The following is a 17,882-nucleotide window of genomic DNA, read 5'->3' on the forward strand; positions in this document are numbered from 1 at the left end:
ACATATTGGGATAATTTGGTCCTCCGCCGCCTTCGGGAACGACCCAGTTGATATTCTGGGTGGGATCCTTGATGTCGCACGTCTTGCAATGGACGCAATTCTGCGCGTTGATCTGGAACTTGGGATCGCCCTCTTCCTGACCGACCACTTCATAGACGCCCGCTGGACAGTAGCGCTGCGCCGGCTCGTCATAAAGGGGCAGATTGTAGCTGATCGGAACCGATGGGTCTTTCAGCTGGAGATGGACCGGCTGGTCCTCCTCATGATTGGTGTTGGAGAGGAACACCGACGACAGCCGATCGAAGCTGATCACATTGTCCGGCTTGGGATAGGCGATCTTGCTGGCGTGGTCCTTGGTCCACAGCTTCTCGCAATCGGGCTTGTGCTTCATCGTGAAGGGCAGGCCGATTTTCAGCGTGCGCATCCACATGTCGATGCCCGCCAGCAGCGTGCCGATCGTGTTGCCGAACTTGGCCAGCAGCGGCTCGGCATTCTTCACCAGTTGCAGCTCGTCAGCGATCCAGCTGGAGCGCAGGGTCGCGTCATAGTCGTCGAGCGCATCGCCAGAGCGGTCGGCCTGCACTGCGGCGAACGCTGCCTCGGCCGCCAGCATGCCCGACTTCATCGCGGTATGCGTGCCCTTGATCCGGGGCACGTTCACGAAGCCCGCCGAACAGCCGATCAGCGCGCCGCCGGGGAAGGCCAGTTTCGGGATCGACTGCCAGCCGCCCTCGTTGATCGCGCGTGCGCCATAGGAAACGCGGCGCCCGCCCTCGAGGAATTTGCGGATTTCCGGATGCTGCTTCCATCGCTGGAACTCCTCGAACGGATAGAGATGCGGATTGCGATAGCCCAGCCCCACGACGAAGCCCAGCGCCACCTGGCCATTGGCCTGGTGATAGAGGAAGCCCCCCCCGTAAGCATCGGTCAGCGGCCAGCCCTGCGAGTGAATGACCAGGCCCGGCTTGTGCTTGGCCGGATCGATGTCCCACAATTCCTTCATGCCCAGGCCATAAACCTGCGGCTCGCTGTCCGCGTCGAGCGCGAACTGGCGTTTCAATATCTTGGTCAGGTGGCCGCGCGCCCCTTCGGCGAAGAAGGTGTATTTGGCGTGCAGTTCGAGGCCCGGCTGATAGTCGGGCTTGCGATTGCCCTCGCGGTCGATGCCCATGTCGCCGGTGGCCACGCCCTTCACGCTGCCATCCTCATGGTAGAGGATCTCCGCCGCGGCAAAGCCGGGGAAGATCTCCACGCCCAGCCCCTCGGCCTGCTCGGCCAGCCAGCGGCAGAGGTTACCCAGCGATCCGGTATAGGCGCCCTTGTTGTGCATCCAGCCCGGCGTCAGGAGATGCGGCATCGCGATCTTGCCGGTCTTGGTCAGCATCCAGTGCTGATTGTCGGTGACGGGGGTTTCGGCCAGCGAACAGCCCATGTCGCGCCACTGCGGGATCAGCTCATCCAGCGCCTTGGGATCGATCACTGCGCCCGACAGGATATGGGCGCCGATCTCCGACCCCTTTTCCAGCACGCACACCGCCAGTTCCTGACCCGCATCATTGGCCAACTGCTTGCACCGGATCGCCGCCGACAGTCCCGCAGGCCCACCGCCCACGATCACGATGTCATACGGCATCGAATCCCGTTCGCTCATTCATCCCTCCTCCAGGCGTTTGGCGGGCTGCACCCCGTCCTTCCAACCGCCGCGTTACTCCAACACTTTACCATTGAAAGCGATGAAGCAGCTTGACCCGGTCGTCAACCTCTGGCCCTAGTTGATTGCGATGCGGGGATTAATGCAGGATAATGCGGCTCTGTCGGCCGATGCCTATCTGGCATGGTGGCAGTTGGCCGGCGTGGACAGCGCCGTGGCGGAAGGGCCGTGCGACTGGCTGCGCCCTATATCCGCGGCGGTTTCCGCGCCACAGCCGGTGGAGACACTCGCATCCGCTAAGCCGCAGGATCTGCAAGCCTTTCATCTCTGGCTGGAAAGCGAATCGGTTCATCCCGAACGGCGTTGGTCGACGCGCCCCATCTACCCCGCCGGGGCCGTCGATTCGCCACTGATGATCGTCACGGATATGCCCGACCCGGCCGATGTCGAAACGGGCGCATTGCTCGCCGACCGCGCCGGCGTCCTGTTCGACGCCATGCTGCGCGCGATCGGTGTCGATCGGACGCAGGCATATATCGCATCCCTTTTCTTTGCACGGCCGCCCGGCGGCATGGTGGAGGCAGCCGATCTGGAGGCAGCCGCAGCACGGATGCGCACGCAGATTCATCTGGCACGTCCGCGGCGCCTACTCCTGCTTGGAGACCGGACGATCCGCGCGCTGATGCCTGCCGACATTGCCATGCCCGCAAATAGTTTACGCAATTTTAATCATGATGGCGGCACTGTGCCCGCCGTCGCCACATTCCATCCACGCCTGCTGCTCAGCCAGCCTGCGGCGAAGGCGGAATGTTGGCGTGCCCTGCAAAGCCTGATCGAGGAATACCGTCCGTGATTCGAGCCGCGACCCGCCTGTCCTGCCTGGCCCTGATGGCCCTGGGAACCGCAGCCGTCACGCAGGCCGCTGCCGAAACCGCCGAAACCCTTCCCGGCCTGCCGATCATGAAGTCGGATGAATCGCCACTCGACCTGAGCGACGGGGACAAGGCCCGCTACAATGCGATCTTTACCGCGTTGCGTGCCGAAAAATGGGCCGACGCGACGGCGATGATCCAGGCGCTCGACGCGCAGGACGCGGTGCGTCCGGTGGCATTGTCCGAACTCTATCTCGCCCGCAACTCCCCCCGCGTCGAACTGTTCGCCCTGCTCGACCTCGTCAACAAGGCACCTTGGCTGCCCAAGGCAGACCAGCTTTCCCGTCTTGCACAAAAGCGCGGCGCGACGATCCTGCCCACGCTGCCCCAGATCCAGAAGATGGTCTGGCTGGGCTCGGCCCCACGTCGCCAATATGTCGCCGCGACCAAGACCGACATGCTGGCGCAGGCGCTTGCCGGGCAGATCCAGAATTATGTGAAGAATGATGATCCAGCCGGCGCCGAAGGGCTGCTAGCCGGCGGCGAGACAGGCCTGACCCCGGAAGGCCTGACCGAAGTCCGCCAGCGCGTTGCCTGGGCCTATTATATCGAAAATGACGACAACAACGCGCGGCGCATGGCTGCCAAGGCGCTGGAAACGCGGAGTGGCGGCGATTGGACGGTGCAGGCGCACTGGACCGCCGGCCTTGCCTCGTGGCGCCAGAATGATTGCCGCACCGCCGCCCCCGCCTTCGCCAATGTCGCCGCGCTCGCAACCGACGCCGACATGCGATCGGCCGGCGCCTATTGGGCGTCGCGCGCTTATATGGTCTGCGGCGAGGCAGAGAAGGTCGCGAATTATCTCAAGCTTGCCGCCCGTTCGGATGAGACTTTCTACGGCCTGCTCGCAAAGGAAACATTGGGCATGCCGCTGGGCGGCGCACCCATTGCAAGCCGTTTCGGTGCGCTTGAATGGCAGAAGCTGAAGAACAGTCCCAATGCCCGCGCCGCAATCGTCCTGTCTGCGATCGGTGAAGCGGGTCGGGCAGACGAGCTGCTCCGTTACCAGGCGAAGATCGGCGGCAACGATCAATATGACGCGCTGCTGCGCCTTGCGAGCGCTCTCAACCTTCCCGCAACGCAGCTCTACCTTGCCCATAACGGCCCGGCCGGCACCCAGCCCGCCAGCTTCGCCCGCTTTCCCGCACCAGACTGGCGCCCTGATGGCGGCTGGCGCGTCGATCCGTCATTGATCTTCGCCCATACGCTGCAGGAATCCGGATTCCGCACCGATGTGGTCAGCAGCGCCGGCGCGCGCGGTCTGATGCAGGTTCGTCCGGGCACGGCGGGCGATGTTGGCATGACGTCTGCTGCGCAGTTGTTCGTACCGTCGACCAACATGGAATATGGCCAGCGTTATCTGGAATCGCTGCGCGACATGAGCGCGACGGGCGGCCTGCTGCCCAAGGTAATGGCTGCCTATAATGCCGGTCCGTTGCCGGTCGAGCGCTGGAACACGCAGGTCCATGACAAGGGCGATCCGCTGCTCTTCATGGAATCTCTGCCCTATTATGAAACCCGCGCCTATGTGAACATCGTCATGCGCAACTATTGGATGTACCAGATCCAGGCGAAGGGCAGCACCGATTGCCTGACCGGCATGGCGCAGGGCATGTGGCCGACCTTCCCGAATGCCAAGGGTGTGAAGCTGGTTCGCCTGAGCAAGGCCGATGGCCGTACATCCCCCGCCATGAACATTGCCGGCGGCTCCGACTGATGCCGATCGACGAGGGGCGGACCTTCCTGCCCGTCCGGATCGCGGTTCTAACCGTTTCCGATACGCGCGGATTGGCGGAAGATCGTTCCGGTGACGCACTAGTGGAACGCCTCGAAGGCGTCGGCCATATTCTCGCCGCGCGCCATATCGAAAAGGACGACAAGTCCGCGATCGTCGCGCGACTTCATACCTGGATCGATGATCCCGAAATCGACGTGATCCTTACCACGGGCGGCACCGGCGTCACTGGCCGCGACGTGACGCCGGAAGCGCTTGCCCAGGTGCAGGACAAGGAGATCCCCGGTTTCGGCGAGTTGTTCCGCTGGCTCAGCTATCAAAGCATCGGCACGTCCACCATCCAGTCTCGCGCCACCGCCTGCGTCGCGCGCGGCACGTATATCTTCGCCCTGCCCGGCTCGACCGGCGCGGTGAAAGATGCCTGGGACGGCATTCTCGTCACGCAGCTCGACAGCCGCTTCCGTCCCTGCAATTTTGTCGAACTGATGCCGCGCCTTACCGAACGCTGACCGCATCGTCCGCGTGGGGATGACAAAAGCGCCCCTCTCTGGCATCGCGCCTGCCACGACTTTCAGGACAGGCATGATCATGACCAGCATCGGAATTTTCGGAGCAGCGGGCCGCATGGGCCGCGCTATTGCCACCATGGCCGCGGAAGCCCGCATCGGCATCGCCGGCGGGACGGATCGCAGCGGCACCGGCGAGATCGCGCCGGGCATCGCAATCACGGCAGATTCGCTGGCACTGGCCGAAGCGAGCGACGTGTTGATCGACTTCTCCGTCCCCGGCGCCCTCTCCGCCCATCTCGACGCCTGCATCGCCGCGAAGAAGCCCATTCTGATCGGCACCACCGGACTGGAACCGGTTCATCACGCGCTGATCGACGAGGCGGCGAAGCATATTCCCGTGCTCCAGACCGGCAATACTTCGCTGGGCGTCAACCTGCTGGCGGCCCTGGTTGAAAAGGCTGCAGCCGGACTGGGTGACGACTGGGACATCGAAATCGTCGAAATGCACCATCGGCACAAGGTGGACGCGCCGTCGGGCACGGCGCTATTGCTTGGAGAAGCCGCTGCACGCGGTCGTGGCATCGTGCTTGCCGACAATAGCGAACGCGGCCGCGATGGCATAACCGGCGCTCGGGCCAAGGGGGCTATCGGCTTCGCGGCCCTGCGCGGCGGATCGGTCGCGGGCGATCATCAAGTCATTTTCGCGGCTGAGGGCGAGCGGATCGAACTCGGCCATCGCGCGGAAAATCGCACCATATTCGCACGCGGCGCGATCAAGGGCGCGCAATGGTTGCTGGGCCAGAGCGCGGGCCGTTACGACATGAAGGGCGTGCTGGGTCTCTAAAGCATATGAACAAGGCGCAGATCTTCGATTTTTTCAGCCGCCTGGCGGAGGCTAACCCTGCCCCCCGCACCGAGCTGGAATATGGCAACGACTACCAGTTGCTGGTCGCGGTCGTCCTGTCTGCGCAGGCGACCGATGTCGGGGTGAACAAGGCGACGCGGGCGCTCTTCCGCGATGTCGAGACCCCGCAGCAGATGGTCGATCTGGGCGAGGAAGGCTTGAAGCAGCATATCAAGACGATCGGCCTCTTCAATGCCAAGGCGAAAAATGTCATCGCCCTTTCGGACATCCTCGTTCGCGACTTCGAAGGAGAGGTTCCGCAGGATCGCGACACATTGACCACCTTGCCCGGCGTCGGGCGCAAGACCGCCAATGTCGTGGTCAACACGGCCTTCGGGCAGGAGGCCTTCGCGGTCGACACCCACATCTTCCGCGTCGGCAACCGGACCGGCCTGGCGCCGGGCAAGACGGTCCTGGCGGTTGAGCAAAAGCTGGAAAAGCGCGTGCCGGGACCATTCCGGCGCGATGCCCATCATTGGCTGATCCTGCATGGCCGCTATGTCTGCAAGGCGCGGCGCCCCGAATGCTGGCGCTGCATCGTCGCCGACCTTTGCCGCTACAAGCCCAAGACGCCCGCGCCCAAGGCGGCCTGACCTTCTTCTCCGTTATCGCCCGGTTCAGCTGGACCGTGCTAGGAAGGCGACGGAAACCCGCGCTCCGTGCCGTCGAATCGGCGTGATATGAGGAGAGAAGCCATGCCCATCCGCACCCCCGTTCGCCTTGCCTTGGGCATTGCCCTTTGCTGCGCCGTCGCCCCCGCCATCGCGAAAACCAATGCTCCCGACCCTTATGTGGCCAAGGGCGAGCCCGCCGACTGCATCCCCATCCGGTCGATCCAGTCCACCAATGTGCGCGACGATCAGACGATCGATTTCATTATGAACGGCCGGAAAATCTACCGCAACACGCTGCCCAACAGTTGCCCCAGCCTGGGGTTCGAGAAGCGGTTCCTCTACAAGACCAGCCTGTCCCAGCTTTGCTCGGTCGATATCATCACTGTGCTCTGGAATTCCGGCCCCGGTCTGCAACCGGGCGCGAGTTGTGGCCTGGGCAAATTCCAGCCGATGGAAAAAGCGGCGAAATAAGATCGGCGACAGATGATTTTGGTGCTGGCGCAGTCCGATGGACTTTGCTAACCGCCCCTTCTGACCAGCGTCACGCACCCATAGCTCAGCTGGATAGAGCGTTGCCCTCCGAAGGCAAAGGCCAGAGGTTCGAATCCTCTTGGGTGCGCCATTTTTCAAATAAGTCGCTCATGGCGTTCGGCAATCAGCCGTCGATGCCTGCGCCTGCCGTCCCCGCGCCCTTGACTTAAATATGCATTGCTCGATGATAATCAATAAGGCGCTTCTGATTGATAAAATCGTTACGATTACGGAACGATTTGACATGTCATTATAAATGACACTATCAGAAGGATAACATCATGCCAATAAATGGAAATTTCTTGGCAATATCGCAAAATTGATGAGGCATTCGCCAGATCCCGATGGACGCAAAAAAAATATATGAATGCTTTCGGAGGCGACGCGCATCTTTTCCGGCCCTGCTTCAGGATGGGCCGACACTTACCGAAATCAAGATCCGAAAAGTGATCCCAAGCGGCATGGTCGTGACCGGCGACTATATTCCACGCCTGAATTCAGTGGTAACGGTTCTCGTCAAGCATCATTCGGCCGAGGGTATTGTGACGGTTCGGACCGATATTCAATGTTCTATCAAATTTCTCAGGCCTTTTGAGTTGGACGAGCCTTATTGAAGGCTTTCGTTATTTCGAACAGGATGCGCAGAGTAACGGACAGCCGCATCAATAACCCGCCTCCACTGCCAGCCTGATGGCGTCAGCGGCCGTAGCGACGCCCAAACCCTTCAGTAGCGCCGCCTTGTGCATCTTGACCGTGCGCTCCGACAAATCCAGTGCATGAGCGATCTGCTTGTTAAGCTGCCCGGCCGCCATGAGGATCAACACTTCCCGCTGGCGCCTTGTCAGCGCGGCAATGCACTCATGGGCATTCGATCGCCGGGAAACGACATCGATCCTGGGATCCTCCACTTCCATCAGCGATCCCAGAAAATATAGCAGCGTCCCTGCCTCATCAAAGATTGGCGCGACCAGAACGGCGTTGCGAAAAGCTGCTCCACCCTTCTTGTAATTCAATATTTCGAGCAGAATGGGGCGACGCTCGCCGATGGCAATGCGAAGATTCTGGGTAAGCCACGGTTCCGTCCCCGGCCCCGTCAGAAAACGGCAATTGCGACCAATAACCTCATCGCGACCATAGCCGGTCAATGCCTCAAATGCAGCGTTACACTCTATGATTGGCGTATCCTGTTGGCGCGGATCACAGATCAAGGCCGCGATCGGACTTGTGGCAATCAGCTTTGACAAAGACATGGTCGAACCCGGTCCCAAAATCGGTCATTCCTGCACCATAGGATGCGTTGTCACCCTTGCACAATGAGCGCACGCGGTCGATACGGCGCCCTGCCGGAAACATATTTCCATCGGGCAAACTTATCCCGTCCAGGCAAAGGGCAATCGGCTTGCGTGACGAAAGCCGAACCGCATAACCTTGACATCAGATTGCCATTTTCATGCCGTCAGGCGAGGGCAGATTACCCTCTCAAACTAGAACATGCAGATACTTTGATGAAGGTCAAATATTACTATCTACAATATAGTAAATTATAGATTAAAATCCATTAAATAAATAATAGATCGAAATTATAATTTTTCAGTAAATAAATAATGCATCAAATCCAAAGTAAAAAATACAAATACGTGCCAACATCTGCCGCAATGGCAACGGAATTTATAACATTCACGCGTCAAAAAAGGCTAACTATATGAAATATAGTATTTCCATATGTTACAGAATAGTCAATTTCGTATCACGACGCAACCGGAATGAATTTTAATATCTAAATTACAGCGCCTTATGAATTTTATTAACTATAAATTTTGCCTTATTTCTTGGTTTTTACTTTGATCATAAGAACTCGTAATTAACCATGTCAGGCTGCGGCCCGCTTGAGCTCGTAGCGGGAATCTTCGGTCAGCCAGGCGCGTGCGGCGATTTCGCGCTCTTCGGCACCACTGGCGTTTGCATAGATAGCTGTTGTCTTCATGTCGGCATGACCAAGCCAGCGCTGTACCAGATTGAGCGGAACCCCGGATTGGATCGCTCTCACGCCAAAGCCATGGCGCAACCCCTTAGGCACCGCCCAAGGCCCAGAAATGCGCGCTTTTATCATGACATTCGTGACCTTCCGGTAGGCTGTCATGCGAGACCATGACCAAAACAAACCATCATCCCCAAGCTTTTCCTTGGTCATCCACTCCTGAATCCGATCCAACATCTTGAGTGGAAGCGGAATGGCGCGAAAAACAGCATTTTGCCGTTTCTTCAAGCATTTTATAATGACGTGACCGGAAGAGAAATCGATATTCTCCGGCCCTATCGATAACGCTTCTGAAATCCTGCAACCCGTTACGGCAAGAAACCAGCAGAAGCTATAAACTTCTACACTTTCATTTTTTGCCGCCGATAAAAATGATACTGTTTCATTGTTAGTGAGGTATTTCCGCTTTCCTCTGCGGTCATACATTGACCAGGGCACATAAACCTCCTCTTTACTATTTTTGACTTTATCGATGGTGCCATTTTCGAGGTTATCAAAGCGTCCACCAGACATCGTTGATACAGAATTGACTATTCTGTCACTCCATAGGGCAACCCAGGGGGTGATATGGCCAGCACGAGGGCCGGCAACTCAAGGCGCGGAATCGACCGCTTTCGAGCAGGTGACCTCGCCCCGGTTTTGAGGATCGACAATTCGGAGCTGACATGTTTGCCCTATGGAGAGGATGCTACCCAAACCGCCCGCAACGATCTGAAAATCTCGTATCGCCATGAACCGGGTCCGCAATTGCGGCCGTCTGCAATCGCAACGATCACAGCCCCCGTGCCCGCCGACTTCCCGGCACGCGAACATGAGCATGTGCCGGCTGTTACAAGCCTGCGCTCCCGAGAAAGATCGGTCATTCGCCATCTCCTCGCGCCGGATGCCATCTTCCACCACGAGAAGCTGCTTTGGAGGATATCGCCCGATGATCAGCAAAAGGGGTGCGGCGGCGTAACAGATACCCGCGAGCGAATTGAACCGGATCCAATCCTAGCTCGGCTGGAAATACTCTTCATTCCGGACAAACTCGAAGCGGATCAGCAGGTCCACGCTGGAGTCAATATTTCACCCCAGAGCGCACGAAAGCGCATCCCGCCAGCGCCGCTCGCCAACAAGATCGCCGAAACCGGCGCGCCGCCATCTTTGAGCAACGTTGCGAGCACCCGCGGCATATACCGGCTTCAGGGCGACCGCCTCGACTACCCCGGCATCAGACGCATTCGCATCGAGCGGGACGGTCGCAAGGTCATTCACCCACTGAGGCCATTTCAATCCTCGACATTGGCGCGACAGGCGGCCTGAATGATGATGCCTGCATCTCATGCTCCCGTACCATTTCCGCGGAATGAGCATGTTCAAGCCCAGGCATCCACCGCCCGCCATCCATTCGACGACAGCTATGCTCATGCGGCCCAATGGCCGCTCTGCAGAGCAAGCCTGACGCCCTACGTGAAAGAAGGAACATGGCTTTCATGGAGGCCGATGGGGGAATTACAATTCCTCCAAATTCGATGTAACTTAAAAATACAATTTAAGAGATATATGAAAATATACGTTGATATAATTCACCCATTACGGATCATTAATACACGGAATTTATTCCACGATAAAATATCAAATCACATTATCTCGTGGAGTAGATAAGCAGAAAATCCTAATGCGAGGAGATTGACATGGCCATTCTGAATCTCGACCTTGGTGCCAGCGATTACGTCATCGACAGTAGCAATGCCGACTCGACCAATACCGTCAACCTTACCGCCTTGGGGTCGCAAACCCTTACCGTGGATGGCGTCAGCGCTGTCCTGAACTCTATTGCCGGCATTGCCGCTGCGGCATCGCCCACCTTCTCCGCCATCAACGGCGGGGATCTCACCGTCAACTATGGCGCCTTGGGCGTGTCGGCACTCACTGCCGTGACTTACAATATCGGCGATACATCCAATGTATCGGTGTCGGGGCCAGACTTGCTTGGTCTCACCATCGGTACGCAGACGGTCAACTTCTCCGGCAATGGATCGGGCTCCTTCTCTTACGAGAAAGGGCTGATCGACACGGTCAGTTCGTTCAACGTCAATGGCTTCAGCTGGGGCGACAGCGTTTCGGTCGATGGCTATACGTTTGACGACTTCAGCTATAATTCCGTCTCCGGCAGCGCGTCGCTTGTTCTCGAACGCGGCCTTTTCGGTGCCGACAAATTTACCTTCAACCTCAATGGCATCAGCCCCGAACTGGCGGCTATGATCCAGGCCGACCCGGACAGCTTCTTCGTCAACGGCGAATTCGTCGCGCCGGTCTGCTTCCTGGCTGGCACGATGATCGAAACAGAGAATGGCGAAGTGGCCGTCGAAGACATCCAGGTCGGCGACAAGGTCCGTGGCCGCAACGGCATGCGGGAGGTCCGCTGGGTCGGTTATCGCCATGACTGGGCACACCATATCCCCCAGGCCAAGCTGGAGGATTTCTGGCCGATCCTCGTCAAAAGGAACGCGGTAAGCGAGAATGTGCCCAGCAAGGACATCCGTGTGTCGCCATGGCACCATCTCTATGTCGATGGCCTGCTCGTCCGCGCGAAGGATCTGGTCAACGGCTCCACCGTCGTCGCCGACAAGGGCCTGAAGCGCATTTCCTATTATCATATCGAGCTCGACCAGTTCGACGTGATCCGCGCCCATGGCATCTATTCGGAATCCTACACCGATGGCGGCAACCGTGACTTTTTCCACAATGCCGATGTCACCAGCCTGGCGCCCGAAGGCCATGGCCGCCGCGAAGGCAGCCGCCCCGGCTTCCATGCAGTGCGCGATCAGCAGACCATCCGCGCGATGCACAAGCGCCTGGCCGACCGGGCGGTGATGCTGGACGGCGAAATGCTGCCGCTCAAGCGCACGGCCTGAGTTCGTGTCCGCGCCGGCCTTCGGGTCGGCGCGGATTCACCGATAGTTCTGCAATTCTGGCGACCGGCCGGGACGGGGATGGAAATGGATCAGCACGTCGCCTCTTTCACCAGCTTCCAGCCGATCGAAAGCAGCGAATCCGCTGTCCTTCCATATATCGGGGATTTGGCAGCCATCGGAGCGCCTGAAGCGGCGATACCGTCTTTGCCGGCCCTCATAGACATGCCCGATCCCCTGGAAGGCGCCACGATCGTCGCCTATCCGGATTATACCGCGTCCAACCCGTATCAGAACGGTCTTTACAGGGCCTTCCGCTCGAAGGGGATCGTCGAGTTTGGGAACATCCAGCATGCGCTGGAGCGATCCCTCGCCGCCGCCTCCGACCGGCGAACGATTTTCCACCTTCATTGGCCCGATCCACTCTTTGCCGATGTGCGCGACGGGTTCGACTATCAGGTCCGTGCCAGCAATTTCCTCCAGGCAGTGCAGGCCTTCAAGGCAACGGGCGGCATTTTCCTGTGGACAGTACATAATCGGTTGCCCCACGATGCGCCGTTCGGGCCGCTCGCCATCGCCTTTCATCGCCAATTGGCGGAAGCCGCCAACGTCATCCACCTCCACGACGCCGCGGCGCTGGCCGAAGTCCGCGAATGCTATGCACTTGATGACCGCAAATGCATCATCGTCCCGCATGGCAGCTATGAAGGATGCTACGGCCCGGCCTTCAACAAATATCAAAGCCGTCAGTTGCTCGGCCTCAAGGACGTGGAATCGCTGATCCTCTTTTTCGGTCAGATCCGGCCGTACAAGGGATTGGACGAGCTAATTCATGCCTTTCACGACATCACGGGCCGCGCGGATCGGGAGCAGGTCCATCTGCTCATCGCCGGAAAACCGCTCGGCGGCTTTTCGCCGGGCCATGCGCGACTGATGGAGGAGAATAATCCGCGCATCCATATTCTCGACGGCTTCATTCCGGATACGAAGGTGCCCTTGCTCTTCGGTGCCGCGGATGTAGTGGCGCTGCCGTATCGCGACGTTCTGACCTCGGGCAACCTCATGCTTGCGGCCAATTATGGCAAACCTGTCGTCGCGCCTCGACTCCCGTCTTTGTCGCTGGTGGACGAGGCGGGGCTGGGCATTTCCTATGAACCGGACATGCCCGGCGGCCTGGCCGATGCGCTGCAGCAAGCGCTGGACCTCAACCACGAAAAGCGCGCCGCCATATCGATCAGCGGCCGGAAATTATCCTCCGCCCAGGCATGGACCAAGATCGGTGAAACCTTCCGCGAGCAACTGACCCAGTCGATCGCGCCCAAGAGCGAAACGCTGAAGGTCGGCGGTAGAGCACACAAGGTGCATCATATTCGCAAGCCTATTCGCGCTGCGCAGATCGCGGTCGGCATCATCAGCAACGGCCATGCCGACCGCATCGGCGACCAACTGGCCGAACTGCGCAAGCTGACGGACGCCAGCATCAATGTCTATCTGTTCGACAATGCGGCCAACGGCGTCCCCCATTATGGCTTGCAGACCATGGCGGACACTCTCGTCTATGCCGACGCCAGGACGAGCGAAGCTGCGGCGATCAACATCCTGCTGTCGATGATCCAGCGGGATGGGTGCGAGCATGTCCTTCTCCTCGACCCCGCTCTCCATCTCGACGAGATCGGCCTGCGGACCCTGCTGGCGCGGCCGAGAGACAATGGCGTTGTTTCGACTATCGTCACCGGCGACAATGGGCGCATTGTACATGGCGGCTATCGCGGTTTCCACGATCATGGCGGTTATCTCGAAATCGAGCCGTTGCTTGCCGGCGACGACCCGTCGATCAACCGGGAGGCCTATACCGCCCAGGCACTGGGCCATGGCGTCCTGTTTCTCCCGACCGCATTGTGCGATCAGATAGGCTTTCTTCCGGAGGAGTTTGCGTCCTGCCATGCCGCCGTCGACTGGAGCATGACCGCCAGGCGGAAGGGCGTCGCTCTTGTCGTCGAACCCTCGATCGTCGCCCGCATGACCCCGGGCGCGTCACCCACGCCTTTCCCCGGCATCGATCCTCTTTACCATGAAGTCCGCAATCGCATTCGATTGGCCCGGAAATGGGCCCGCAAGAATATGCGGATCGATGTCGATACGATTATCGATCGATTGAACTGCGCCTATATAGAGCCTCTTCGCAAGACGATCGCCCGGTCTAACCCGGAACTCCTTCCGCTGTTCGAACGCTGTGTCCAGGCTGGCATCGAGGATGGCAAGGCCGGGGTTTCGGGCATGATCGACGTCAGCCGTCGCATCGATGCCGTCCGCTTGCCGAAGGAAAGCGAAAGCGTTGGCCGGATCGATCGAAAGGACGATAGGCTGCTTTGCGGTTGGATCGCGGAGCGCGGCGCCACGGCGGAGCCGGACTGGCGTCCAGGCGCCGCCTGGCTGTTCCGGGACGGACGGCCGCTCAGCCGCGTCCAGCCTTCGCTGCCGCGACCCGATGTCGCCGGCGCAGGCTATTGCGAGGGCACGGGATTCACGCTGCCTCTGCCGCGCCGTGCCGGTGAGGATCGTCATGAATTCGAGTTGCGATGCGATGCCAATGGGCGGCGTCTACCGATATCGGATACGGTGCGGGGCGATGCCTGGAGTAGCAGCCATGCTGTGTGCCAGCCGCGTGAACCGCGGCTCAAGGCCTGCGTCGAAAGCGTTGCCGATGGCCTGCTGACCGGCTGGGCGGTCGATCTGGCCCATCCCGATATCAGTATCAGGCTCGATATCAGCATCGAGAATGAAACCATCGCCACCGACATTTGCGCCGCCATTCCGCGCGAGGATCTTAAACGCGCCCGGATCGGCAATGGCCGCCACGGCTTCACGCTGCAATTGCAGAATCGACATCTTTTGCAGGACAGCCTGCACGTCGAATTGCGTCTTGCAGGTCATGACGACAGTCTGGCCAAGAAAACCGTGGTCGTGAACAATGACAATCGCGGCTTCTCGCCTTACTTCACCATGCGCAGCTTTCTGCAATGGGCCTATTGCGAAGATCGTATGGGAGCAGGCCACTCGGAACTGGCGACCAGCCTGTTGCGCCAGTTCGAAATGGAAAAAAGGCTGTTCAGGCAGCAGGCGGACCAGTCCGATACGTCCGAACTGGTGTCGGTCATCATGCCCGCCTTCAACCGGGCCGACGTGATCGCAGCATCGATCCAGTCCGTCCTAGATCAAAGCTATCCGCATTTCGAACTGATCATCGTCGACGATGGCAGCACGGACCATACGGCCGCCGTGGTCGCCGGATTCGATGACCCACGCCTTCTCTTCCTGCAGTCACCCGATAATCTAGGCGTATCGGCTGCGCGCAACCGTGCGCTGAAGGCGGCCAGTGGTGAAATCATCGCCTATCTCGATTCCGACAATCAATGGGATGCCGACTATCTCGCCATCATGACGGCCTGCATGGCAGAGCGCCCCGGCTATCAGTCCGCTTATGCCGGCCAGATCGTCTACCAGACGGTCCCCGGCGGCGGCGGAAGCCCGGACAAGGAAGAACAGAAGTCGATCCGGCTTTGCCCTTTCAACCGCAGCCGGCTGGAAGAGCGCAACTTCATCGATCTCAATATCTTCATGCACCGGCGCAACCTCTACGGCCTGCATGGGGGATTTGATGAAAATCTCCGCCGGCTGGTCGATTGGGAACTGATCCTGCGGTACACGAAGGATTGGCCACCGCTGATGGTGCCTGCCCTGCTGGGCCGCTATCATACCGGCAAGGCCGACAACCAGATCACCCATACCGAAGATTTCAACAGTAATCGCGCCCGCCTGAAAATCGCGACGCCCGCCACGGCCGTTCAGACCGCAACACAGGAAGCGCGCGGGCTCGACATCATGGTACAGGCATCGTCCGAAGAGGATATGCGAACCTGGATCCGGGCCAATCGCACATTGCTGCAATCCGCGGTCGGGACGGTGACAGGCGTATGGAGTGACCAGAGCGGCGCACATAGCCTGTCCCTCGACGCCCAGCAAGCCAGCGACATAGGCAGCGCGACCTGGACAATCGAGGCCCTGGGCAACGTCACCGGCGCCTTTGACCGAATGGATCGCCCAGCTGCCGGCCGGCCGCTGCTGGTCGCCAAGAGCGATCATGCCATTCGCGGCGATTGGGCAAGAACGTTCGACCGGCTGCGGCCCTCCGAAACATTCTCGGCCGCCACGGGCCGCCTCTACAAACGCTCGACCCATTCCCGTTTCGGCAGCGTCTATCATGACCTGACGCCCGGGCAGATCAAGGACCATGTCCGGGATTGGACGATCAGTCCGTCCTTGTCCGGTCAGAAGTGCCGCATCATTCCCCACGACTATATTTTCGTTCCCGCCGAACATGTAGATCGCATGCGGATTTCCGCTGCGTTGACCCGGGATTTCGCGGACATGATCGACCGCTATTTCGACTCTTTCGCCTTGAGCGACATATCCGCCCTCTATGCACCCGACCTGATCGCCTGTCACCGCGACGATGTCCTGCCTTGGTCGTCATGACGATCGCCGATGGCGCACCGATGCTGAATTGACCTTCTGATCCACAGGTTCGGCTCCGCTGCGACCCATCCAGCGGAGCCGCCCCGGCGGCGTGCCCCCCGAAATCGCATGGTGCGATGTTGCCGCCGGGGTCTTCTTCGCCGACTTTTCCGTTATCGACCTGCTCATGCGCTGTCGGCGATAGGGCCGAATGCCCTCCTTATCGATTTTTTCACCCCGTCGGGGTTAGGAGAGGCCATCGTCGATTTTCCGGACCCTTGGATGCGCCTTCCTGCTGCCCTTTTCGTCACCGCCATGCTGACCGTCCCCCAGACCGCCTTCGCCCAGGTGGCGGCAGCCGATAGCGGCGATACGGCGTGGATGATCCTGTGCGCCCTGCTGCTGCTCTTCGCCGCTTTGCCGGGACTGATGCTGCGCCACGCAGGACAGGTCAATGTCCGCAACGCCCTGTCGGTGATGGCCCAGGGTGCAGGCGTGGCGGCAGTTGTATCGCTGGGCTGGGCGATCGCAGGCTATAGCCTGGTCTATGCGCCGGGCAGCGACTGGCTGGGTGGCAGCGCAAACCTGTTTCTCGCAAATCTGGGTCAGTTGCGCGACGGACTGACCGTGCCGGAGTCCGCTTTCGTCCTGTTCCAGATGGGATCGGCGTTGGTTCCTGCATGCCTGCTGGTGGGCGCCGTGGCGGAACGGACGCGGATCGGCTGGTTCCTGGCCTTTGTCATTTTGTGGCTGCTGCTCGTCTATGTCCCGGTCGCACACGGCATATGGGCCGGAGGATGGCTGGCAAGCCTGGGGATCATGGATTTCGCGGGCAGCTTAGTCATCCACATGGTGGCGGGATTTTCCGCCCTGGCGCTAGCCCTGATCGTCGGGCCGCGGCGTGAACCGTCCGACCCCGGCCATAGCCCCGTCCTTGGCATCGCTGGCGGCGCGCTCGTCTGGATCGGCCTGTCGGGGCTGGTCGGCGGTTGGGCATTGGGCGCGACAGACGATGCCGCGACCGCCCTCCTCAACCATCATTTCGCCGGCTGCGCAGGCGCTCTCGGCTGGGCCCTGCTCGACCGGATTCGCGGTTCGAGGAGCAGTGCGACCGGCCTGTTGTCGGGTGCACTGGCAGGGATCGCCGCCATTTCCGCCTCAGCTGCGCTCGTCGGCACCGGCGGCGCCATTCTGATCGGCGTGATTACGGCCTGCATCTGCCATCTTGGGGCAGGTCTTGTCGGTCGGCACATCGATGACGGCGCCAATATTTTCATCGTGCATGGCCTGGGCGGAGCAACGGGCACTCTTCTGCTCCCCCTCTTCGCCCTGCCCCTGCTTGGCGGCGTCGGTTTCGATCCGAGCGTCACTCTTGGCAGCGCGCTTGTGAGCCAGGCGATCGGCATGGTCATCGTCGCTCTCTGGGCAATGGTCGGCAGCGCCGTCGCGGCGCTGATCGTTTCCGTCATCATCCCCATGCGCGTCAGTCCACAGATCGAGAGCGACGGGCTGGACGCTGGGCAACATGGTCAGCAGAGCTGGGATTTTCGCTGAAG

13 protein-coding genes and 1 tRNA gene are annotated in these 17,882 nt (G+C 59.9%); 11 read left to right on the forward strand and 3 right to left on the reverse strand.

All coding sequences use genetic code 11. The annotated features are described in order from the left end of the window. On the reverse strand, nucleotides 1-1,651 hold a 1,651-nt coding region (locus tag DM806_RS21720), incomplete at its 3' end, for an electron transfer flavoprotein-ubiquinone oxidoreductase (protein ID WP_179045250.1). 142 nt (nucleotides 1,652-1,793) lie between these two features. Between DM806_RS21720 and DM806_RS21725 the strand changes: the two genes are divergently transcribed. The 7 genes from DM806_RS21725 (at nucleotide 1,794) to DM806_RS21755 (ending at nucleotide 6,967) form a co-directional block, all read left to right on the forward strand. After that, on the forward strand, nucleotides 1,794-2,504 hold the full coding sequence (locus tag DM806_RS21725) for a uracil-DNA glycosylase family protein (protein ID WP_179045251.1): 711 nt from the start codon (nucleotides 1,794-1,796) through the stop codon (nucleotides 2,502-2,504). Next, nucleotides 2,501-4,300, forward strand: coding sequence for a lytic transglycosylase domain-containing protein (locus DM806_RS21730; protein ID WP_179045252.1), 1,800 nt, complete (start codon nucleotides 2,501-2,503; stop codon nucleotides 4,298-4,300). Before DM806_RS21725 ends, DM806_RS21730 begins: the two co-directional genes overlap by 4 nt. Further along, complete coding sequence (moaB, locus tag DM806_RS21735; protein ID WP_179045253.1) at nucleotides 4,300-4,827, forward strand: molybdenum cofactor biosynthesis protein B; 528 nt, start codon at nucleotides 4,300-4,302, stop codon at nucleotides 4,825-4,827. Before DM806_RS21730 ends, moaB begins: the two co-directional genes overlap by 1 nt. Nucleotides 4,828-4,906: 79 nt before the next feature. Beyond that, nucleotides 4,907-5,671, forward strand: coding sequence for a 4-hydroxy-tetrahydrodipicolinate reductase (gene dapB / locus DM806_RS21740; RefSeq protein ID WP_179045254.1), 765 nt, complete (start codon nucleotides 4,907-4,909; stop codon nucleotides 5,669-5,671). A 5-nt stretch (nucleotides 5,672-5,676) separates the two neighbouring features. Continuing rightward, nucleotides 5,677-6,324: an endonuclease III gene (gene nth / locus DM806_RS21745; RefSeq protein ID WP_179045255.1), complete on the forward strand. Its 648-nt coding sequence runs from the start codon at nucleotides 5,677-5,679 to the stop codon at nucleotides 6,322-6,324. A gap of 102 nt (nucleotides 6,325-6,426) precedes the next feature. Continuing rightward, a complete protein-coding gene (locus tag DM806_RS21750) occupies nucleotides 6,427-6,816 on the forward strand; it encodes a hypothetical protein (RefSeq protein ID WP_179045256.1) in 390 nt (129 codons plus the stop codon). Between the two features lie 74 nt (nucleotides 6,817-6,890). Further along, nucleotides 6,891-6,967 (forward strand) — tRNA-Arg (locus DM806_RS21755). A 571-nt stretch (nucleotides 6,968-7,538) separates the two neighbouring features. On the opposite strand, the gene DM806_RS21760 is transcribed toward DM806_RS21755, so the two are convergent. Then, nucleotides 7,539-8,126 carry a LuxR C-terminal-related transcriptional regulator gene (locus DM806_RS21760; protein ID WP_179045283.1) on the reverse strand — a complete coding sequence of 196 codons (588 nt, stop codon included), beginning with the start codon at nucleotides 8,124-8,126 and terminating at the stop codon, nucleotides 7,539-7,541. Nucleotides 8,127-8,746: 620 nt separating this feature from the next. Beyond that, nucleotides 8,747-9,427 carry a tyrosine-type recombinase/integrase gene (locus DM806_RS21765; RefSeq protein ID WP_256869432.1) on the reverse strand — a complete coding sequence of 227 codons (681 nt, stop codon included), beginning with the start codon at nucleotides 9,425-9,427 and terminating at the stop codon, nucleotides 8,747-8,749. A 54-nt stretch (nucleotides 9,428-9,481) separates the two neighbouring features. On the opposite strand from DM806_RS21765, the gene DM806_RS21770 reads away from it, so the two are divergent. The 4 genes from DM806_RS21770 to DM806_RS21785 all read left to right on the forward strand — a co-directional run bounded on the left by DM806_RS21770 (nucleotide 9,482) and on the right by DM806_RS21785 (nucleotide 17,880). Continuing rightward, the gene (locus DM806_RS21770) at nucleotides 9,482-10,219 is read left to right on the forward strand and encodes a hypothetical protein (protein WP_179045257.1); all 738 of its coding nucleotides are present in this window, start codon (nucleotides 9,482-9,484) and stop codon (nucleotides 10,217-10,219) included. 371 nt (nucleotides 10,220-10,590) lie between these two features. Further along, a complete protein-coding gene (locus DM806_RS21775) occupies nucleotides 10,591-11,814 on the forward strand; it encodes a Hint domain-containing protein (protein ID WP_179045258.1) in 1,224 nt (407 codons plus the stop codon). Nucleotides 11,815-12,036: 222 nt separating this feature from the next. Next, entirely contained in the window at nucleotides 12,037-16,347 is a 4,311-nt protein-coding gene (locus DM806_RS21780) for a glycosyltransferase (protein WP_179045259.1), read from the forward strand. Nucleotides 16,348-16,608: 261 nt separating this feature from the next. Continuing rightward, nucleotides 16,609-17,880, forward strand: coding sequence for an ammonium transporter (locus tag DM806_RS21785; protein WP_179045260.1), 1,272 nt, complete (start codon nucleotides 16,609-16,611; stop codon nucleotides 17,878-17,880). The last annotated feature ends 2 nt before the right edge of the window (nucleotides 17,881-17,882 follow it).

It is taken from the genome of Sphingobium lactosutens (genome assembly GCF_013393185.1).
Taxonomy (GTDB): Bacteria; Pseudomonadota; Alphaproteobacteria; order Sphingomonadales; family Sphingomonadaceae; genus Sphingobium; species Sphingobium lactosutens_A.